This is a genomic window from Falsiroseomonas tokyonensis, assembly GCF_019024325.1.
Classification (GTDB): domain Bacteria; phylum Pseudomonadota; class Alphaproteobacteria; order Acetobacterales; family Acetobacteraceae; genus Falsiroseomonas; species Falsiroseomonas tokyonensis.
Map to the genome: position 1 here is coordinate 121,707 of NZ_JAFNJS010000006.1, position 15,135 is coordinate 136,841.

The window sequence follows — 15,135 nt, forward strand, 5'->3', positions numbered from 1 at the left end:
CCGCCGCGCGATAACCTCGCAGGTCATGGGAAGCCGACACCAAGCCGGCCTAGGATCGCCGCATGTCCGCGACCCATCCCCCGATCGGCAGCCTGCTGCGCGACTGGCGCCAGCGCCGCCGCCGTAGCCAGCTCGACCTCGCCCTCGATGCCGAGATCTCGACCCGGCATCTCAGCTACGTCGAATCCGGCCGCGCCCGGCCGAGCCGGGAGATGGTGCTGCGCCTGGCCGCGCAGCTCGAGGTGCCGCTGCGCGCCCGCAACACGCTGCTGCTCGCCGCCGGCTATGCCCCCGCCTATCGCGAGGAGGCGGCGCCGGAGGGGGTGCGGGCGGCGGTGCAGCTGATCCTGGACGCCCAGGCGCCCAATCCGGCGCTGGCGGTGGACCGCCACTGGCAGCTGGTGGCGGCGAATGCGTTGGTGCCGCGGCTGCTGGAAGGCCTCGCCGATGCCGCCCTTCTCGCGCCGCCCGTCAACGTGCTGCGCCTCAGCCTGGCGCCCGGCGGCCTGGCACCGCGCATCGCCAATTTCGCGGAGTGGCGCGCCCATGTGCTGGAGCGGCTGCACCGGCAGGTGGAGGCGAGCGGCGATGCCACCCTTGCCGATCTGCTGGCGGAGCTGCGCGCCCTGCCCGCCCCGCCGCAGGCCGCGCCCACCAAGCCGGCTCTGGCCCCCGGCGGGCTGGCCGTGCCGCTGCTGCTGGACAGCCCGGAGGGGCGGCTGGCCCTGCTTTCCACCACTACCGTATTCGGCACGCCGGTGGAGGTGACGCTGTCCGAGCTCGCGATCGAGGCCTTCTACCCGGCGGATGAAGCAACGGCCGAAAGGCTCCGCCGGCTCAGCTGAGGCTCAGCGCGCCAGCACCTGCGCCGCATCGGTGGTCTTGCGCACGGCGGCGGAGACGCTGCCGACGGCCGCCTCCATCTCCGCCACGCTGTCCAGCACGGCGCCGACGGCGGAGGCCGCGCCCTGCGCGCTGCCGGACATGCCCTGGGTGACGCTGGCCTGTTCTTCCACAGCGCCGGCGGCATGGCTCACCTGGTCGCGCACCGTGGTCGCCTGCTCGCGGATGCTGATGACGGCCTGCGCCACGCTGGCGGAGCGGCTTTGCAGGCTGTCGATCTCCTTGGTGATCTGCTCGGTCGCCTGGGCCGCCTGCACCGCCAGGTTCTTCACCTCGGAGGCGACGACGGAAAAGCCCTTGCCGGCCTCCCCGGCGCGCGCGGCCTCAATCGTCGCGTTCAGCGACAGCAGGTTGATCTGGCTGGCGATGCTGCGGATCAGGGCGACGATGCCGCTCATCGCCTGGGTGGCGCTGGCCAGGCCCTCCGTCTCCGACGCCACGCGGGCGGCCTGCTGGAAGACCGCATCGGTCGCGGCCTGGGAGGCGACCATGCTGCCGGAGATCACGCGGATGGACTGGGCCAGCTGCTCGGCGCTTTCGGCGACCGAGGCGACATTGGCGGTCGCGGTGCCCGCCGCCTGCTTGGCCGCCAGCGCCCCGGCATTGGACCGCCCGACCTCCTGGTCCACCTGCTGGATATTCTCCTGCAGCTTGTCCAGCAGCTCGACCTGCCCGGAGATGTCGGTGGCGAATTTCACCACCTTGGTCACCTGGCCATGATGGTCGAGGATCGGGTTGTAGGACGCCTCGATCCACACCGGCCGACCCGACTTGGCGATGCGCTTGTACTGCGCCGCCAGGTGCCGGCCGGATCGCAGCGCGTCCCAGAAGGCCTTGTAGTCGGCGGAGCTGCGATAGGCGGGCTCGACGAAAATGCTGTGGTGCTGGCCTTGGATCTCCTCCAGCCGGTAGCCCATGGTGGCCAGGAAGTTCTCGTTGGCGCCGACGATGGTGCCGTCGATGGTGAATTCGATCACCGCCTGCGCGCGGCCGATCGCGGCGATCTGCGCGGCATAGTCCAGGTTCAGCAGCCTGTGGTGCGCATCCTCCCATTCCACCACGAAGCCGGCGCGGCGGCCGGCCTCGCCGATCGGCGTCACCAGCAGGTCGAAGACGCGCTGGCCGATGCGGATGGTGGCGGCGTGCGGCTTGTCGAGCGCGGCCAGCATGCGGCGCTGGTGGTCCGGCGTCTTGTGGAAGACGTCGATATTGCTGCCCAGCAGGGTCGCCATGCTGAAGCGCGGCAGTTCGCGCCGCAGCTCCTCCTCGGCCTCAGCCATCATCGAGGTGACGGCCGGATTCATGTAGATGATGTTCAGATCAGCATCGGCGATCATGATCTTGGCGCGCAGGCAATCCAGCGCGGCCAGGCGTTCACTGGTGCGGTCGGGGCGGTGGGGTCGAAGGAACACGTCGCGCTCCTGTGGGGGACAGGTGCTGACTTACCTTTTCGATCTTTCCCGCCACTTAATTTTCCGACCTTACAGCTTGGTCATTGTCACCCGTCCAGCGCCGCCTGCAGCCAGCGCGCGGTGGCGATCAGCGCCGGATCCTTCGCGATCCGCCCGACCAGCTGCACCCCCAGCGGCAGGCCGGCCGGGCCCGTGCCCGCCGGGATCGTCACATTCGGCCCGTAGAGCAGGGTCCAGAGCAGGTTGAAGGTGGCCTCCCCCGTATGGCCCAGCCCCTGCGGCGCCTCCCCGGGGGCGGAGGGGGTCAGCACCGCGTCGAAGCCGGCGGTCCAGTCGAGGAAAGCCGCACGGGCGGCCATGGCTGCGCGGCGGGCCTCGCCCAGCTTGGCGGGCGGGAAACCGCCCGCCCAGTCCAGGCGGTCGAGCAACACGGGGGAGATCTGCGCGCGCGCCTCGGCGTATTCCCAGGCCAAGCCCTGGCGGGTTTCCATGTTCATCAGGTAGGGGTGCAGCTCGGCGGCCTCGGCCAACGCGGCCGGAAGCGGCGCCTCCACCACCTCCGCCCCGGCCTTGCGGGCGGCATCCGCGGCGCGGTGCAGCAGCGCCACCGTCTCCGGCGCCGCGGCCTCAGGCGCCTGGCCCAGGCTGAGCAGCAGCCGCGGCGGGCGGTCGCGCTTCGCCTCCGGGTCCGGATAGTCGCGGCCGGTCATCGCACCCATGGCCAGGGCGCAATCGGCCAGGCTGCGGGCCATGAGGCCGATGGTGTCCAGGCTTTCCGAACACACCTTCATGCCGCCGCGGTGGAAGGTGCCGTAGCTGGGCTTGAAGCCGACCACGCCGCAATAGGCCGCCGGGCGGACGATGCTGCCCGCGGTCTGGGTGCCGAAGGCGATCGGCAGCATGAAATCCGCCACCGCCGCAGCGGAGCCGGAGGAGGATCCGCCCGGCGTATGCGCGACATTGTGGGGATTGGCGGTGGCGCCTGGATGGCGGGTGGCGAATTCCGTGGTGACGGTCTTGCCCATCACCACGCCGCCGGCGGCGCGCGCCGCGGCGACGGCCGCCGCATCGCCGCGCGGCCGATGCCCGGCCCAGATGGGCGAGCCATAGGCGGTGGGCATGTCCGCCGTATCCAGCACGTCCTTCACGCCCACGGGGATGCCGGACAGCGGGCCCGGCCGGGCGCGGGCGGCATTGCGCCGCGCCTGGCCGGGGTCGAGGTGGATGAAGGCCCGCACCGCCGGCTCCCGCGCCGCGGCGCGGGCCAGGCAGGCCTCCATCAGTTCGGATGTGGACAGGCGGCCGGCGGCGATGGCGCGGGCGGCCTCGGTGGCGGTCAGGCGGCTGGGATCGGTCATCCCCGCATCACGCCACGCCACGGATGGTTTGCGAAGCGCCCGCGCGATGCCAAATGGAGCCGATGCCTGAAACCGCGATCACCCTGGCCGCCGCCGATGACGGCAGCCTGTCCTATGCCATCCCGATCTCCCCCGAAGCCCTGCCCGCCGTCGCCCCCGCCGCGCTGCTGAATGCCTGGGACGCGGCGCGCGCCCATGCGCAATCCGGCCAATGGGGCCCGGTGCGTCGCCTGCTGTTCCGCGGGCCGCAGGGGGCGGCCATCGTGCTGGCCATCGCCGATCGCGATGCGCGGTCCTGGGCCGAGGCGGTGGACCGCCGCGCCGACCTGGCCACCCTGCCGGGCCTCGCGCTGTGCCTGCGGCTGCTGGCGCTGGTCGAGGTGATGGGTCGCAGCGCCTGGATGGCCGGGCTGTTCAGCGTGACGGCCGAAGGCGTGGAACTGCATCCCGCTTTGGTGCGGGCCGCGGCCGTGATGCCGCTGGATACCGCAGCCAGGTTCGACGCGGATAGGATTCGCGCGCTATTGTCCCGCGCCCTGCCCGCTTCCCGCGCTCCGGCCCCGATGGCCTGACGCGCCGACCGAAAGTCCCGAGATGTCCCCGCTCCGCGCCCTGACGCTGCCCGCCCTCCTGGCCCTGGCTGGCTGCAACCTGCCGCTGCCGCAGCCGATCAGCGCCCCGCCGCCGCCGGCGGCGGGCCAGCGGGACGCCGCCTATGAGGCCTGCCGGGCGGAAGCGACGCGCATCGTGCAGTACCGGGAGCGCGGCCAGCAGATGCGGACGGATGAGACCGAATCGAGCCTCGGCACGCTCTCCGTCACCCCCTTCAGCCGCCTGCAGGCGGATCGCGGCGCGGCGCAGATCGACCGGGACCGGCTGGTCGCCGAATGCCTGCAGCGCAACGCAACGCCCATCGCCACCCCCGCCCCCGCTCCCGCCCCCGCGCCCGGCGCGCCAAGCCGGCGACGCTGACCGGGGGTGGCATCCTCCGGCGCGCTGGCGCGCGCCCTTTCCACCCGTGATTCGCGGCTGTTCTTCAGCGGATCCATGGTCGCCTGGACCGGGCTGTGGATGCAGCGCATCGCCGTCTCCTGGCTCGCCTGGCAGCTGACCGGCAGCGCCTTCTGGGTCGGCATGGTCGCCTTCTGCGACCTGGCGCCGGCGGTCTTCATCAGCCCCATCGCCGGCGCCATCGCGGACCGGGTGGACCGGGTGAAGCTGGCGATGTGGACGCAGCTGGCCATCGCCCTGCAATCGGCGCTGGTCGCCGGCTTCACCTTCAGCGGCCATATGACCATCACCCTGCTGCTGGTGCTGGAGGTGTGTGGCGGCGTCGCCGCCAGCTTCGCCCAGCCGGCGCGGCAGACGCTGATGCCCGGCATCGTCGCCCGTCCCGACCTGCCGGCCGCGGTCGCCGCCAATTCGCTCTGTTTCGCCACTGCCCGCTTCATCGGCCCGGCCATCGCCGGCCCCGTCATCGCCGCCTGGGGCGTGGTGCCGGCCATTGCCGGCAATGCCGTGGGCTATCTTTTCGCCTGCCTGTCCATCTACCTACTGCGCGTCGATCCGAAGGAGCGGCACGGCCACCCGGTCTCGAAAAGCCTGGGGGCGGAGGTGGTGGAGGGGTTGCGCTATGCCTCCCGCCATCCGGGCCTCGGGCCGATCCTGCTCTATGCCGCACTGGGCGCGCTGCTGCTGCGCGGGGTGCAGGAGATCCTGCCCCCCTTCGTGGAGCGGCTGTTCGGCCGCGGCGCGGAAAGCCTGGCCATCCTGACCGCCTGCTTCGGCATCGGCGCGCTGGTCTCCGGCCTTTGGGTCGCCTCCCGCGGGCGGCTGGAGGGGACGACGCGGCTGGCGGTCTTCGCCGCCCTGGCGCAGGCGGTGGCGACGGTGGGCTTCGTCGCCACCAGCTTCTTCCCCTTCGGCATGCTCTGCGCGGCGCTGATCGGGGGCACCGCCTCGATCCACGGGATCAGCGTGCAGACCCTGATCCAGAGCGCGACGGATGCCAGCTATCGCGGCCGCATGCTGAGCCTCTGGGGGCTGATCACCCGCGCCTTCCCGGCGCTGGGGGCGCTCTCGCTCGGTGCGGCCGGGGAGATTTTTGGCCTGCAATGGCCGCCGTTGGTGGCGGTGGCGCTCTTCCTCGGCGTCTTCGCCTGGGGGGTGGCGCGGCTGCGCCGGATGGAACAGGCGCTGGAAGGGGAGCCGGCGACGCCGGAGACCCGTTGAGAGAGGAGTCGAGGATGCTGAAGGCGGCGATCGTGGGCATGGGCCGCTGGGGCCAGGTGCTGGTGAACAGCGTGCAGGGCCAAGGGGCGCCCAAGCAGGGGGCGCCGATCCGCTTCGTGGCCGGCAGCACCCGCAGCCCGGACAAGGCCCGCGCCTGGGCGGCGGAGCAGCAGATCCGCATCCTGCCCGACCTCGACGCCGTGCTGGCGGACCCCGAGGTGCAGGCCGTGGCGCTGGCCACCCCGCATGCCCAGCATGCGGAGCAGGTCGTGGCCGCGGCGCGGGCCGGCAAGCATGTTTTCGTCGAGAAGCCCTTCACCCTGGACCGCGCCAGCGCCGCCGCCGCGGTGGCCGCCTGCTGGGAGGCCGGGGTGGTGATGGCGCTGGGCCACAACCGCCGCTTCCTGCCGGCGGTGGCGCAGATGAAGCAGATGCTGGCGGATGGCAGCCTGGGCACGCTGCTGCATGTGGACGGCCAGTTCAGCGGCCCCGGCGCGCGCGCCTACCAGCCCGGCATGTGGCGGGCGGACCGGGCGGAAAGCCCGCTCGGCGGGATGGGCGGCATGGGCATCCATATGATCGACATGATCATCAACCTGGCCGGCCGCTTCCGGCAGGTGAGCGTGCTGAGCCATGCCCAGGTGAGCCGGACGATCGACGACACCACGGCCATGCTGGGCCTGCTGGAGCGCGGCGCCACGGTGAATTTCGCCACCCTCGCGCTCAGCCCCTCCTTCTGGCGCGTGGCGCTGTACGGCACCGAGGGAATCCTGGTTCTTCAGGGACATGAGAACCTTTCCTTCACCCCGCGCGAAGGCGAGGGCTGGGTGAAAAACTTCCCGAAGACCGACATCGAAGCCGCGGAACTTGCAGCTTTCGCCACCGCGGTTGCCGGCGGCGCGGCCTATCCGCTGCCGGTGGAGGAGGCGATTCATGGCGTGGCGGTCTTCGAGGCGATGATCGGCGCCGCCGCCTCCAGCAGCTGCTACGCCGTGGTGGCCTGACGGCTCGCACCTGCGATAGGCTGCGGCGCATGACGACGCGCCGCCGCCTGCTGACCTGCCTGCCTGCCGGAAGCGCCCTGCTTCCGGCCGCCGCCGGGGCGTTTCGCCCCGAGGCGCCGTCCGCCGCCATCGCCGCCGATTACGCCAGCGGCTGCCCGGCGACACAGGCGCATGACGCCCTGCGGGCGGAGCTGGACCGCCTGCGGGAAGGCCGGCCGCTGCCGCCGGCCCTGGCGCCAGGGCTCGCCCGGCTGGCGCGCTGCCCCTTCTGCGGCTGCGCGGTGGCCAGCGCCGCGGATCATGGCGAGTCGCCCGCGCCCGGACGCTGAGCCGCCCGCCTTGCCGCCCAGCCTGACCCAGCCTAGGAAACGCGCGCCAAAAACCGCTCGAGGAGCAAAGCGCGATGTCCAAGATCACCCGCCAGGGCAGCAACCAGATCCTGTCCTCCTCGGTGGAGTACCACAACTTCGTCTACCTGGCCGGCATGACCGCCGATGACCTGTCGCAGGACATCACCGGCCAGACCCGCCAGGTGCTGGCGAAGATCACCGCGGCGCTGGAAGCCAACAACACGGACCATACCCGCCTTCTGCAGGCGCAGATCTGGCTGAAGGACATCCGCGACCGCGACGCCATGAACAAGGTCTGGATCGAGTGGCTGGGCGATGCCGGCCGCCCGGTGCGCGCCTGCGTCGAGGCGAACATGGCCGATCCGCGCCACCTGGTGGAGATCATGGTCACCGCCTGCCGCTGACGCTATGGCACCCCCGCGCCCAGGCGCGGGGGTTCTGTTGCCAAAACCTTACCTATTCGGCAACGACATGACAGCCATGTGACTCGATACTGGCACCCCTCCATTCCGTGTTTCGGCTGTTGCATTCCTGCCGCAACACTGTGGCTTCGTGTTTCGCCGTGTTTCATTCTAGGAAGACGGTCTTGTCCTGACCGCTCATCCCCAGCAGGCCTCGACGAATTGCCGCGTATTTCGCCGTGTTTCATCACAGCGGCTTGCCCCCTCCCGCCGGCCACAGTTACCGCAGTGCTCAAGCAGGCCATGGGGGCTCTGCCGAAGGCGAAAACAGGGGTCACTCAATGCGGGCAAAAGGCACGCTGGCAGCACTCTGTGTCCTGATGGGCGCCACGGTAATGCATCTGCCGGCGGAAGCCGCGGAACGCGGCACCCGCTCGGCGCAGAAGCAATCCCGCCCCGCCCAGGCCGCCACCACGCCCAGCCCCGCCGCCCTGCGCCAGCAGGCCGCCCAGCGGGCCAGCGCCACCCGCCAGGCCGCCGCCGCGCAGCGCAATGCGCAGCGCGGCCATGCCAACCCAACCCGGCGTGCCGCCAGCCAGTCCCAGGAAGTGCGGCGCCTGTCCCAGCAGGATGCGCCGGCCGCCACCCGCATCGCCTCGCTCGGCGTCATGCGCCCGGCGCTCGCGGCCGGTGTCGGCGCGGGCACGCCGATCCTGCCGGTCTCCGTCACCTCCGGCCTGTCCTGCGTGCCCTTCGCGCGCATGGCGACCGGCATGAACATCAGCGGCGATGCCCGCATGTGGTGGCACAATGCCGCCGGCAGCTATGCCCGCGGCAATGCGCCGGAACGCGGCTCCGTCCTCGCCTTCACCGCCTCCGGCGGCATGTCGCGCGGCCATGTGGCGGTGGTCAGCCGCGTGCTCGGCCCGCGCACCATCCATATCGACCATTCCAACTGGGGCGGCCCCGGCATCCGCCGCGGCAGCGTCATGCGCGGCGTGACCGTCATGGACGTGTCCGACCGCAACGACTGGACCGCGGTGCGCGTCCAGGTCGGGCACGACAACTCCAGCTTCGGCCGGACCTATTCCACCTATGGCTTCATCTATAACCGGCCGGTCGGCACCCGCATGATGACCGCCGAGGCGCCCGGCTACATGGAGGTCGCCCAGGCTTCCCCGCATGCGGCGCAGCACCAGCGCCTGGCCGCGCAGCTCTTCGGCCAGTGAGGCGTCCCCCTCGCAGCTTGCGAGGGTCCGCAGATGCATGAACGCGGCGCCGATGGCGCGGAACGTCTGAGGCTCGGCGACTGCGCCGGCCAGGGCGGCCAGATCCCCAACAATCCGCGCCTGCCGGTGCTGCTGCACCGCGGCGCCACCCCGCCGGGCGATCCGGCGGCCGCCGAGGCGCTGTTTGCCCGGCATGGCTGGCCGCCGGCCTGGCGGAACGGGATCTACGACTTCGACCATTACCACCCGAACGCGCACGAAGCGCTGGCGGTTGCGCGCGGCCATGTGCGGGTGCGGCTGGGGGCCGAGGCGGGGGTGACGCTGGACCTCGCGGCCGGCGATGTGGTGGTGCTGCCCGCCGGCACGGCGCATCGCAACCTCGGCCAGTCCGAGGATCTGCTGGTGGTCGGCGCCTATCCGCCCGGCGACCCGCCCGAGCAGTTCACCACCCGGCCGGGCGAGCGCGAGCGGGCGCTGCATGCCATCCCCGCCACGCCCGACCCGCCATGCGATCCGGTGACGGGCCTCGCCTACCGGTAGCTACCGGTCCGGCTGGAAGACGTGGGCCATGAACCATTGTTCGGGATGGGCGCGCACCACGCCCTCCACCACCCGGTCCAGCGCCGCGATATCCTCCAGCACCGCCGCCCGCCCGCGCCCCTGCGGGCCGATCGGCACGGGGGGCAGGAAGTGCAGCCGGAAGCGGGCTGCCTCGCCCAGCCGCTCGGCATAGGCCGGCACCAGCGCGGCGCCGGTGGAGGAGGCCAGGCGCACGGCGCGCATGATGTTGCCGTCCATCCGCAGCGGGCGGCCGAGCGAGGGGGCATGCACCCGGCCCTCCCAGAATTCGTCCACATAGTACAGCAACGCCGCCTCGCGGCTCTCCAGCACGCGATGCGCCTCGAAGACCGCGCCCAGCGTCGGCGCCACGGCAACGGCGGCCTGCGGCACGCCGGCGCTGCGGCTGCGCCCCCGCGCCCGGTCGGCGATGCGCATGCGAAAGCGGTTGGGCAGGCGCTGGTAGATGGCGTGAAAGGGAATGCCGAGCTGGGCGAGGCCGGCATGCACCACCTCCCAATTGCCGACATGCAGCCCGGCCACGATCAGCGGCTGGCCGCCCCCCCGCGGGCCCAGCACATGCTCGGCGCCCACCACCTCGATGCGGCCCTCGGCGCGGAAGCGGGACAGGGCGGCGAACTCGCCAAAACAGCGGCCGACATGGGACCAGTGGGCGGCGAGCAGCGCCTCCACCTCCGCCGGGCTCGCCTCCGGCCGCAGCTGGCGCAGCAAAGCGCGGACGCGGTCGGAGCCGACCTGCCGCTTGCGCCCGGCCCGCAGCCCCATGCGGGCGCCGAAGGCGGAGGCCGCCTCGGTCGGCAAGGCGCGCATCGCCTGGTGCGGCAGCCAGTCGGCCAGGCCCTGCAGCGGGTCGCGCAGCCAGTAGCGCAGCAGCGCCTGGCGTTCGGACCAGCGCCAGGGGGGGGCGGGGTAGAGGTGGTCAACCAAGCGGCGTGATCCGCATCGGCAGGGTCTCGCCCGGGCGCAGAGTGAGGCGCGCCACCGGCATCACCTGCGTCCCCGGCGCAAGCTCCAGCCGGAAATGGCCGGCCAGCGCGGCGAGGCAGATGGTCGCCTCGGCGAGGCCGAGATGCATGCCCGTGCAGATGCGCGGCCCGGTGCTGAAGGGGATATAGGCATGCCGCGGCGGTTTCGGCGCGCCGGGCAGGAAGCGGTCGGGGATGAAGGCATCCGGCTGGTCCCAGAGGCCGGGCTTGCGGTGCAGCAGCCAGGGGCTGACCAGGATGATGGTGCCGCGGCGCACCGGGCGGTCGCCGATCCGGTCCGGCCCCAGCGCCTCCCGCGACAGCAGCGGCACGGGGGGGTAGAGGCGCAGCGTCTCCTCCACCACGGCGCGGGTGAAGGGCAGGTTCGGCAGGTCGGCGAGGGTCGCCACGCGGTCGCCCAGCGCGCCGCGCACCTCCTCGACCAGCCGCGCGGCATTGGTTGGATCCTGGGACAGGATGAACAGCGCCCAGGCCAGGGTATTGGCCGTGGTCTCGTGGCCCGCCATGAACAGCACGATGGCCTCGTTGCGGAAGGCGCGGCGGTCCATCGGGCGGTCCGTGCCGGGGACTTTCGCTTCCGACATGGCGCGGATCAGCGAGGCCTCGCCGGCATCCTGCCCGTCCAGGATGCCCGCGATCAGCCCATCCACCACATGGTGGATGCGCCGCGCCGCCTGCCTGACGCCGGGGCTGCGGTAGCGCGGGAACCAGTCCGGCAGGCCGAGCAGCGACAGAAGGTCGGTCTGGCCGATCAGCGCCTGGTATTCGGCGAAGGCGGCCACCACTTCGCCTGCCGCATCGCGGCCCAGGGCGCGGCCGAAGATGGTGCGGCAGATGATCTCGGCCGTCAGATGGCCCATCTCGGCCAGCACATCCACGGGGCCAGGCGGCAGGGCGCGCCATTGCGCCTGGCGCTCCGCAGCCGCTTCCGTGATGGCGGGCGCCAGTTCCGCCAGGCGGGAGACATGGGTGACGGGCGCCACCACGCGGCGCCGCTCGCGCCACAGCGGGCCGTCGCTGACAAACAGCCCGTCGCCCAGCAGCGGGATCAGCGCATGGCGGTGCTGCGGGCTCTTGCGCTGGAAATTCTCGTGCCGCTCGACGAAGACGTAGTGGACCGAGTCCGGGCTGTTGCAGACCACCACATCCCGCAACAGCAGCCGGCTGCCATAGACGTCCCGCTCGAAGGAGGATTTCGCCCAGATGGCGAGCCAGTTCTCCCGCGCCACCTGCAGCATCTGGCGCAGCGGCAGTCCCCGGTCCGGCCGTGGCGGATAGGGCGGCACATAGGGCGCCAGGGTGGTTGGCGGGGCAGCCGGTTCGATCAGCATGCCCCGCAGCTTACATGGCCCTGGCGGGCTACGCAGCCTCCGCCGTCAGCACGATGCGGCCGGTCACCTTGCCCTCGCGCAGGCGCTGCAGGGCGCTGTCGGCGTTGCGCAGCGGCTCCCGCGTCACCGGGATGCCGGGAAGGCCGCCGCCCTGGGCGATCTTCACCAGCTCGCGCAGCTCCTTCGGATTGCCGACATAGCTGCCGCGCACGGTCAGCGCGCGCATCGCCATGACCGGCAGCGGCACCGTCAGCTCCCCGCCAAACAGCCCCACCTGGATCAGCGTGCCGCCCTTGGTCAGCGCGTCGAAGCACATGCGTGCGGTCTGGCTGCCATTCACCAGGTCGATGATCGCCTCCACCGGCCCGCCGCAGAGCGCCACCAGCCGCTGCACCGTGTCGTCCCCGCCCGGCTGGAAGGTGTCGGAGGCCCCGGCCTCGCGCGCCGCCTCCAGCTTCTCCGCGCTCAGATCGACCGAGACGATGCGCTTGTGGCCCATGGCCTTCAGCACCGCGATGGCCTGCAGGCCGAGCCCGCCGGCGCCGACCAGCACGATCGGCACCTCGGGCGGCATCGGCATGATCTTGTTGATGGCGGAGAAGACCGTAATGCCGGAACAGGCATAGGTGGCGGCCAGCGCCGGGTCTAGGTCGCCGGGATCGACCAGGTGGCGCGGCTCCGGCACCAGGATGTGCGTGGCGTAGCCACCATTCTGGAAGATGCCGAGCGCCTTGCCCTGGAGGCACATATTGTCCTCCTCCGCCCGGCACTTGGCACAGGTGCCGCAGCCGACCCAGGGGAAGACGATGCGGGTCTGACCCACGGCGAGCCCCTGTCCCTCGGCTTCGGGTCCCCATTTCACCACGCGGCCGACCGTCTCATGCCCCATGGCCAGCGGCAGCTTCACGCCGCGGTCGCTGAGCTTCATCTTGCCGCGGCTGCCGAGGTCCCATTCGCCTTCCCAGACATGGATGTCGGAATGGCAGACGCCGGCATGGGTGACCTCGAGCAGCACCTGCTTGCCGGTCGGCTCCGGCGTCGGCAGCTCGATCTCCTGCAGCGGTTGTCCGGCTGCGACGACGGCCCAGGCTTTCATGCGCGCGTTTCCCCGATTGCGTGCCGGGCATCGCAACAGGGGAAGGCGCTCCGGTCAATCCGGGCGTATGCCATTCTCCCGCACCACCTGCCCCCAGGTGGCGATCTGGCGGGACAGGAAGGGCGCGAAGGCCGCCTCGCCCTGCGGGTCCAGGTCGATGCCGAGGGCCAGCACGCGCTGGCGCAGCTCGGGAATGGCCAGCGCCTCCCGCAGCGCCGCCTCCATCCGCTGCTTGATCGGCGCGGGGATGCCGGCGGGGCCGAGAAAACCCCAGAAGGCGCGGGCATCGATGCCCGGCACGCCGGATTCCGCCAGGGTCGGGATATCCGGCATGGAGGGGGAGCGCGTCGCGCCGGTCTGCGCCAGCGGCACCAGCGCGCCGCTGTCGATATGCGCGCCGATGGCGGGGCGCGTGGCGATGGGCAGGTCGACCTCCCCCGCCACGGCCGCGACGCCCAGCGGGCCGCCGCCGCGATAGGGCACATGCACCAGCTGCAGCCCGGTGGCCTTGCCGACCAGGGCCATGGTCAGATGCGCCAGGGACCCGTTGCCGATGGTGCCGTAGGTGACCGTATCCGGCTTCGCCCTGGCCGCCGCCGCCATCTCGCCGAAGGTCTTGAAGGGCCGCGTGCGGTGCGCGGTCAGCACCATGGGCGCGGTGCCGAAGAGCAGCAGCGGCGTGAGGTCCTTTTCCGTGTCGAAGCCGATATTCGCGATCAGCGCCGGGTTCACCGCATGGGTGTCGAAGACCAGCACCCAGCTGTTCCCATCCGCCGCGCTGCGCGCCACCGCGGCCGTGCCGATGGCGCCCGAGGCGCCGGTGCGATTTTCCACCACCACATTGGTGCCGAGGATGCGGTTCAGATGCGGCTGCAGCAGCCGCGCCAGCGCATCCGTGCTGCCACCCGGTGGAAAGGGCGCCACGATGCGGATCGGGCCGCTGGGCCAGGCGGGCTGCGCGCGCAGCGCCGGCGCGGCCAGCGCGGCGCCGGTCGCAAGCAGCAGGCGGCGCGAGAGCTGGGACATGGTTCGATTCCTCCCTGGTCGTTCTTGCCGCGCATTAGGCCGGAGGGCGGCCACCGCCGCAACGCCGCCCTGCCCCGGGCGTTGAAGGGGCGGACCAGGAAGGAGACTGCGCGATGATCAGGAAGCCCATCGACCTCGCCAAGCCGGCCGCGCCGCAGGAGGGGGGAAGGCTGGCCGGCGAGGATCTGACCGGCCTGGTCGACGGCCTGACCGGCCATCCCAAGGGCCTGGACCTCCGCGAAGCCGAGGAAGGCGCCGCCGCCGCCGACGCCGCCGAGGCCGCGGAAATGACGGAGGAGGAGCGCGAGGCGGCCGAGGAGGCGGAGGCCCGCCCCAACCTCGGCTTCACCCCGCGGCGCTGACGGCGATCTCCGCCGCGCGTCGCGCCATGCCGCCATTGTCATGGCCGACGCCCGGCACCGTCTCCAGCCGCCAGCGGAAGGGCATTTCGAGCCGCCAGGCCTCGGCACGGGCGGTGGCGTAGAAGTTCAGGCCGCGCGCCAGGCGGTGCGGTCCCTGGGCGATGGCGCCGGGCTGGCGCGGCAGGGAGGGATGGCGCGGATCGGCGTCATCGGCCCCGAGCAGCACGGTGACGGGGCGCGCGAAGGCGGCCTGCAGCCGCGCCTCCGGCACGTCGAGCCCGCCAAGTCCGAAGGGGAAGGCCACGTCGCGCACCGGCATGGTGTAGGAGCCGGCATTGGCGGTGATGATCGCCTCCGCCCGGCTGGCCTCGGCCAGCAGCAGGTAGCGATGGACGAATTGCGCGCCGGCGGAATGGCCGAACAGCGTGTAGCCGGCGCGCACGGCGCCGGTGCGCGCGCGCACCGCGTCCCAGATCCGGTCGATCAGCCCGAAGGTCCAGGCCTCCGGCGCGTTCGGACGGAGATCCTCGGAGACCACATTGCCCCAGTTGTAGGAGGCGACGGTGGGGAACAGCGCGCGGGAAAATTCGGGCGCGACCAGCAGCAGGTTGGCGGCCTCCGCCTGCGGCGCCCATTCGGCCAAATAGCGATCGGCGTCGCGCCGCAGGCCGTGCAGGACGATGATGGCGCGGCCATCGGGGCGCCAGTTCGCGGGCCGGTGCAGGAAGACGCGCAGGCCGGCGGGGTCCGGCAGTTCGAAGATGGTCTGGGCCCGTGCCGCGCGCGGCAGCGCCGCCAGCGCACCCAGGGCGATCAGTCCGCGGCGATCCAGCATGATGGTCCTCCCTGCCGGCGCAGCATCCGCG

17 protein-coding genes are annotated in these 15,135 nt (G+C 72.1%); 10 read left to right on the forward strand and 7 right to left on the reverse strand.

Annotation, left to right across the window (positions count from 1 at the left end; genetic code table 11):
* Positions 1-62 precede the first annotated feature (62 nt).
* Positions 63-845 (forward strand): helix-turn-helix domain-containing protein, encoded by a 783-nt coding sequence (locus J3S20_RS19965; RefSeq protein WP_216838273.1) that lies wholly within the window; start codon positions 63-65, stop codon positions 843-845.
* Between the two features lie 3 nt (positions 846-848).
* On the opposite strand, the gene J3S20_RS19970 is transcribed toward J3S20_RS19965, so the two are convergent.
* Positions 849-2,315 (reverse strand): methyl-accepting chemotaxis protein, encoded by a 1,467-nt coding sequence (locus J3S20_RS19970; protein ID WP_343215262.1) that lies wholly within the window; start codon positions 2,313-2,315, stop codon positions 849-851.
* An 86-nt stretch (positions 2,316-2,401) separates the two neighbouring features.
* Positions 2,402-3,673 (reverse strand): amidase, encoded by a 1,272-nt coding sequence (locus J3S20_RS19975; protein WP_216838274.1) that lies wholly within the window; start codon positions 3,671-3,673, stop codon positions 2,402-2,404.
* A gap of 62 nt (positions 3,674-3,735) precedes the next feature.
* Between J3S20_RS19975 and J3S20_RS19980 the strand changes: the two genes are divergently transcribed.
* From J3S20_RS19980 to J3S20_RS20015, 8 genes are all read left to right on the forward strand, one after another.
* Positions 3,736-4,245: a hypothetical protein gene (locus J3S20_RS19980; protein WP_246603050.1), complete on the forward strand. Its 510-nt coding sequence runs from the start codon at positions 3,736-3,738 to the stop codon at positions 4,243-4,245.
* Between the two features lie 22 nt (positions 4,246-4,267).
* Complete coding sequence (locus J3S20_RS19985; protein ID WP_216838275.1) at positions 4,268-4,645, forward strand: hypothetical protein; 378 nt, start codon at positions 4,268-4,270, stop codon at positions 4,643-4,645.
* Positions 4,646-4,651: 6 nt separating this feature from the next.
* Positions 4,652-5,905, forward strand: a complete 1,254-nt coding sequence (locus tag J3S20_RS19990; RefSeq protein WP_343215263.1) for an MFS transporter — start codon at positions 4,652-4,654, stop codon at positions 5,903-5,905.
* Between the two features lie 14 nt (positions 5,906-5,919).
* Positions 5,920-6,909, forward strand: a complete 990-nt coding sequence (locus tag J3S20_RS19995; RefSeq protein ID WP_216838277.1) for a Gfo/Idh/MocA family protein — start codon at positions 5,920-5,922, stop codon at positions 6,907-6,909.
* Between the two features lie 29 nt (positions 6,910-6,938).
* Positions 6,939-7,238, forward strand: a complete 300-nt coding sequence (locus J3S20_RS20000) for a hypothetical protein (protein WP_216838278.1) — start codon at positions 6,939-6,941, stop codon at positions 7,236-7,238.
* A gap of 74 nt (positions 7,239-7,312) precedes the next feature.
* Positions 7,313-7,663, forward strand: a complete 351-nt coding sequence (locus J3S20_RS20005) for a RidA family protein (RefSeq protein WP_216838279.1) — start codon at positions 7,313-7,315, stop codon at positions 7,661-7,663.
* Positions 7,664-8,040: 377 nt separating this feature from the next.
* The gene (locus J3S20_RS20010) at positions 8,041-8,889 is read left to right on the forward strand and encodes a CHAP domain-containing protein (RefSeq protein ID WP_246603051.1); all 849 of its coding nucleotides are present in this window, start codon (positions 8,041-8,043) and stop codon (positions 8,887-8,889) included.
* 33 nt (positions 8,890-8,922) lie between these two features.
* Positions 8,923-9,429 carry a cupin domain-containing protein gene (locus J3S20_RS20015; protein ID WP_216838280.1) on the forward strand — a complete coding sequence of 169 codons (507 nt, stop codon included), beginning with the start codon at positions 8,923-8,925 and terminating at the stop codon, positions 9,427-9,429.
* Here the strand turns inward: J3S20_RS20015 and J3S20_RS20020 are convergent, their stop codons facing one another.
* The 4 genes from J3S20_RS20020 to J3S20_RS20035 are packed head-to-tail and all read right to left on the reverse strand — an operon-like array spanning position 9,430 to position 13,907.
* Positions 9,430-10,395: a lysophospholipid acyltransferase family protein gene (locus J3S20_RS20020; RefSeq protein WP_216838281.1), complete on the reverse strand. Its 966-nt coding sequence runs from the start codon at positions 10,393-10,395 to the stop codon at positions 9,430-9,432.
* Positions 10,388-11,785 (reverse strand): cytochrome P450, encoded by a 1,398-nt coding sequence (locus tag J3S20_RS20025; RefSeq protein WP_246603052.1) that lies wholly within the window; start codon positions 11,783-11,785, stop codon positions 10,388-10,390. Before J3S20_RS20025 ends, J3S20_RS20020 begins: the two co-directional genes overlap by 8 nt.
* A gap of 28 nt (positions 11,786-11,813) precedes the next feature.
* Complete coding sequence (locus J3S20_RS20030; protein WP_216838282.1) at positions 11,814-12,881, reverse strand: alcohol dehydrogenase; 1,068 nt, start codon at positions 12,879-12,881, stop codon at positions 11,814-11,816.
* Between the two features lie 54 nt (positions 12,882-12,935).
* Positions 12,936-13,907 (reverse strand): tripartite tricarboxylate transporter substrate binding protein, encoded by a 972-nt coding sequence (locus J3S20_RS20035; protein ID WP_216838283.1) that lies wholly within the window; start codon positions 13,905-13,907, stop codon positions 12,936-12,938.
* A 113-nt stretch (positions 13,908-14,020) separates the two neighbouring features.
* Here J3S20_RS20035 and J3S20_RS20040 point away from each other — a divergent pair, with 113 nt between their 5' ends.
* Entirely contained in the window at positions 14,021-14,269 is a 249-nt protein-coding gene (locus J3S20_RS20040) for a hypothetical protein (RefSeq protein WP_216838284.1), read from the forward strand.
* Here the strand turns inward: J3S20_RS20040 and J3S20_RS20045 are convergent.
* The gene (locus J3S20_RS20045; RefSeq protein ID WP_216838285.1) at positions 14,253-15,104 is read right to left on the reverse strand and encodes an alpha/beta hydrolase; all 852 of its coding nucleotides are present in this window, start codon (positions 15,102-15,104) and stop codon (positions 14,253-14,255) included. The genes J3S20_RS20040 and J3S20_RS20045 overlap by 17 nt on opposite strands.
* Positions 15,105-15,135 lie beyond the last annotated feature (31 nt).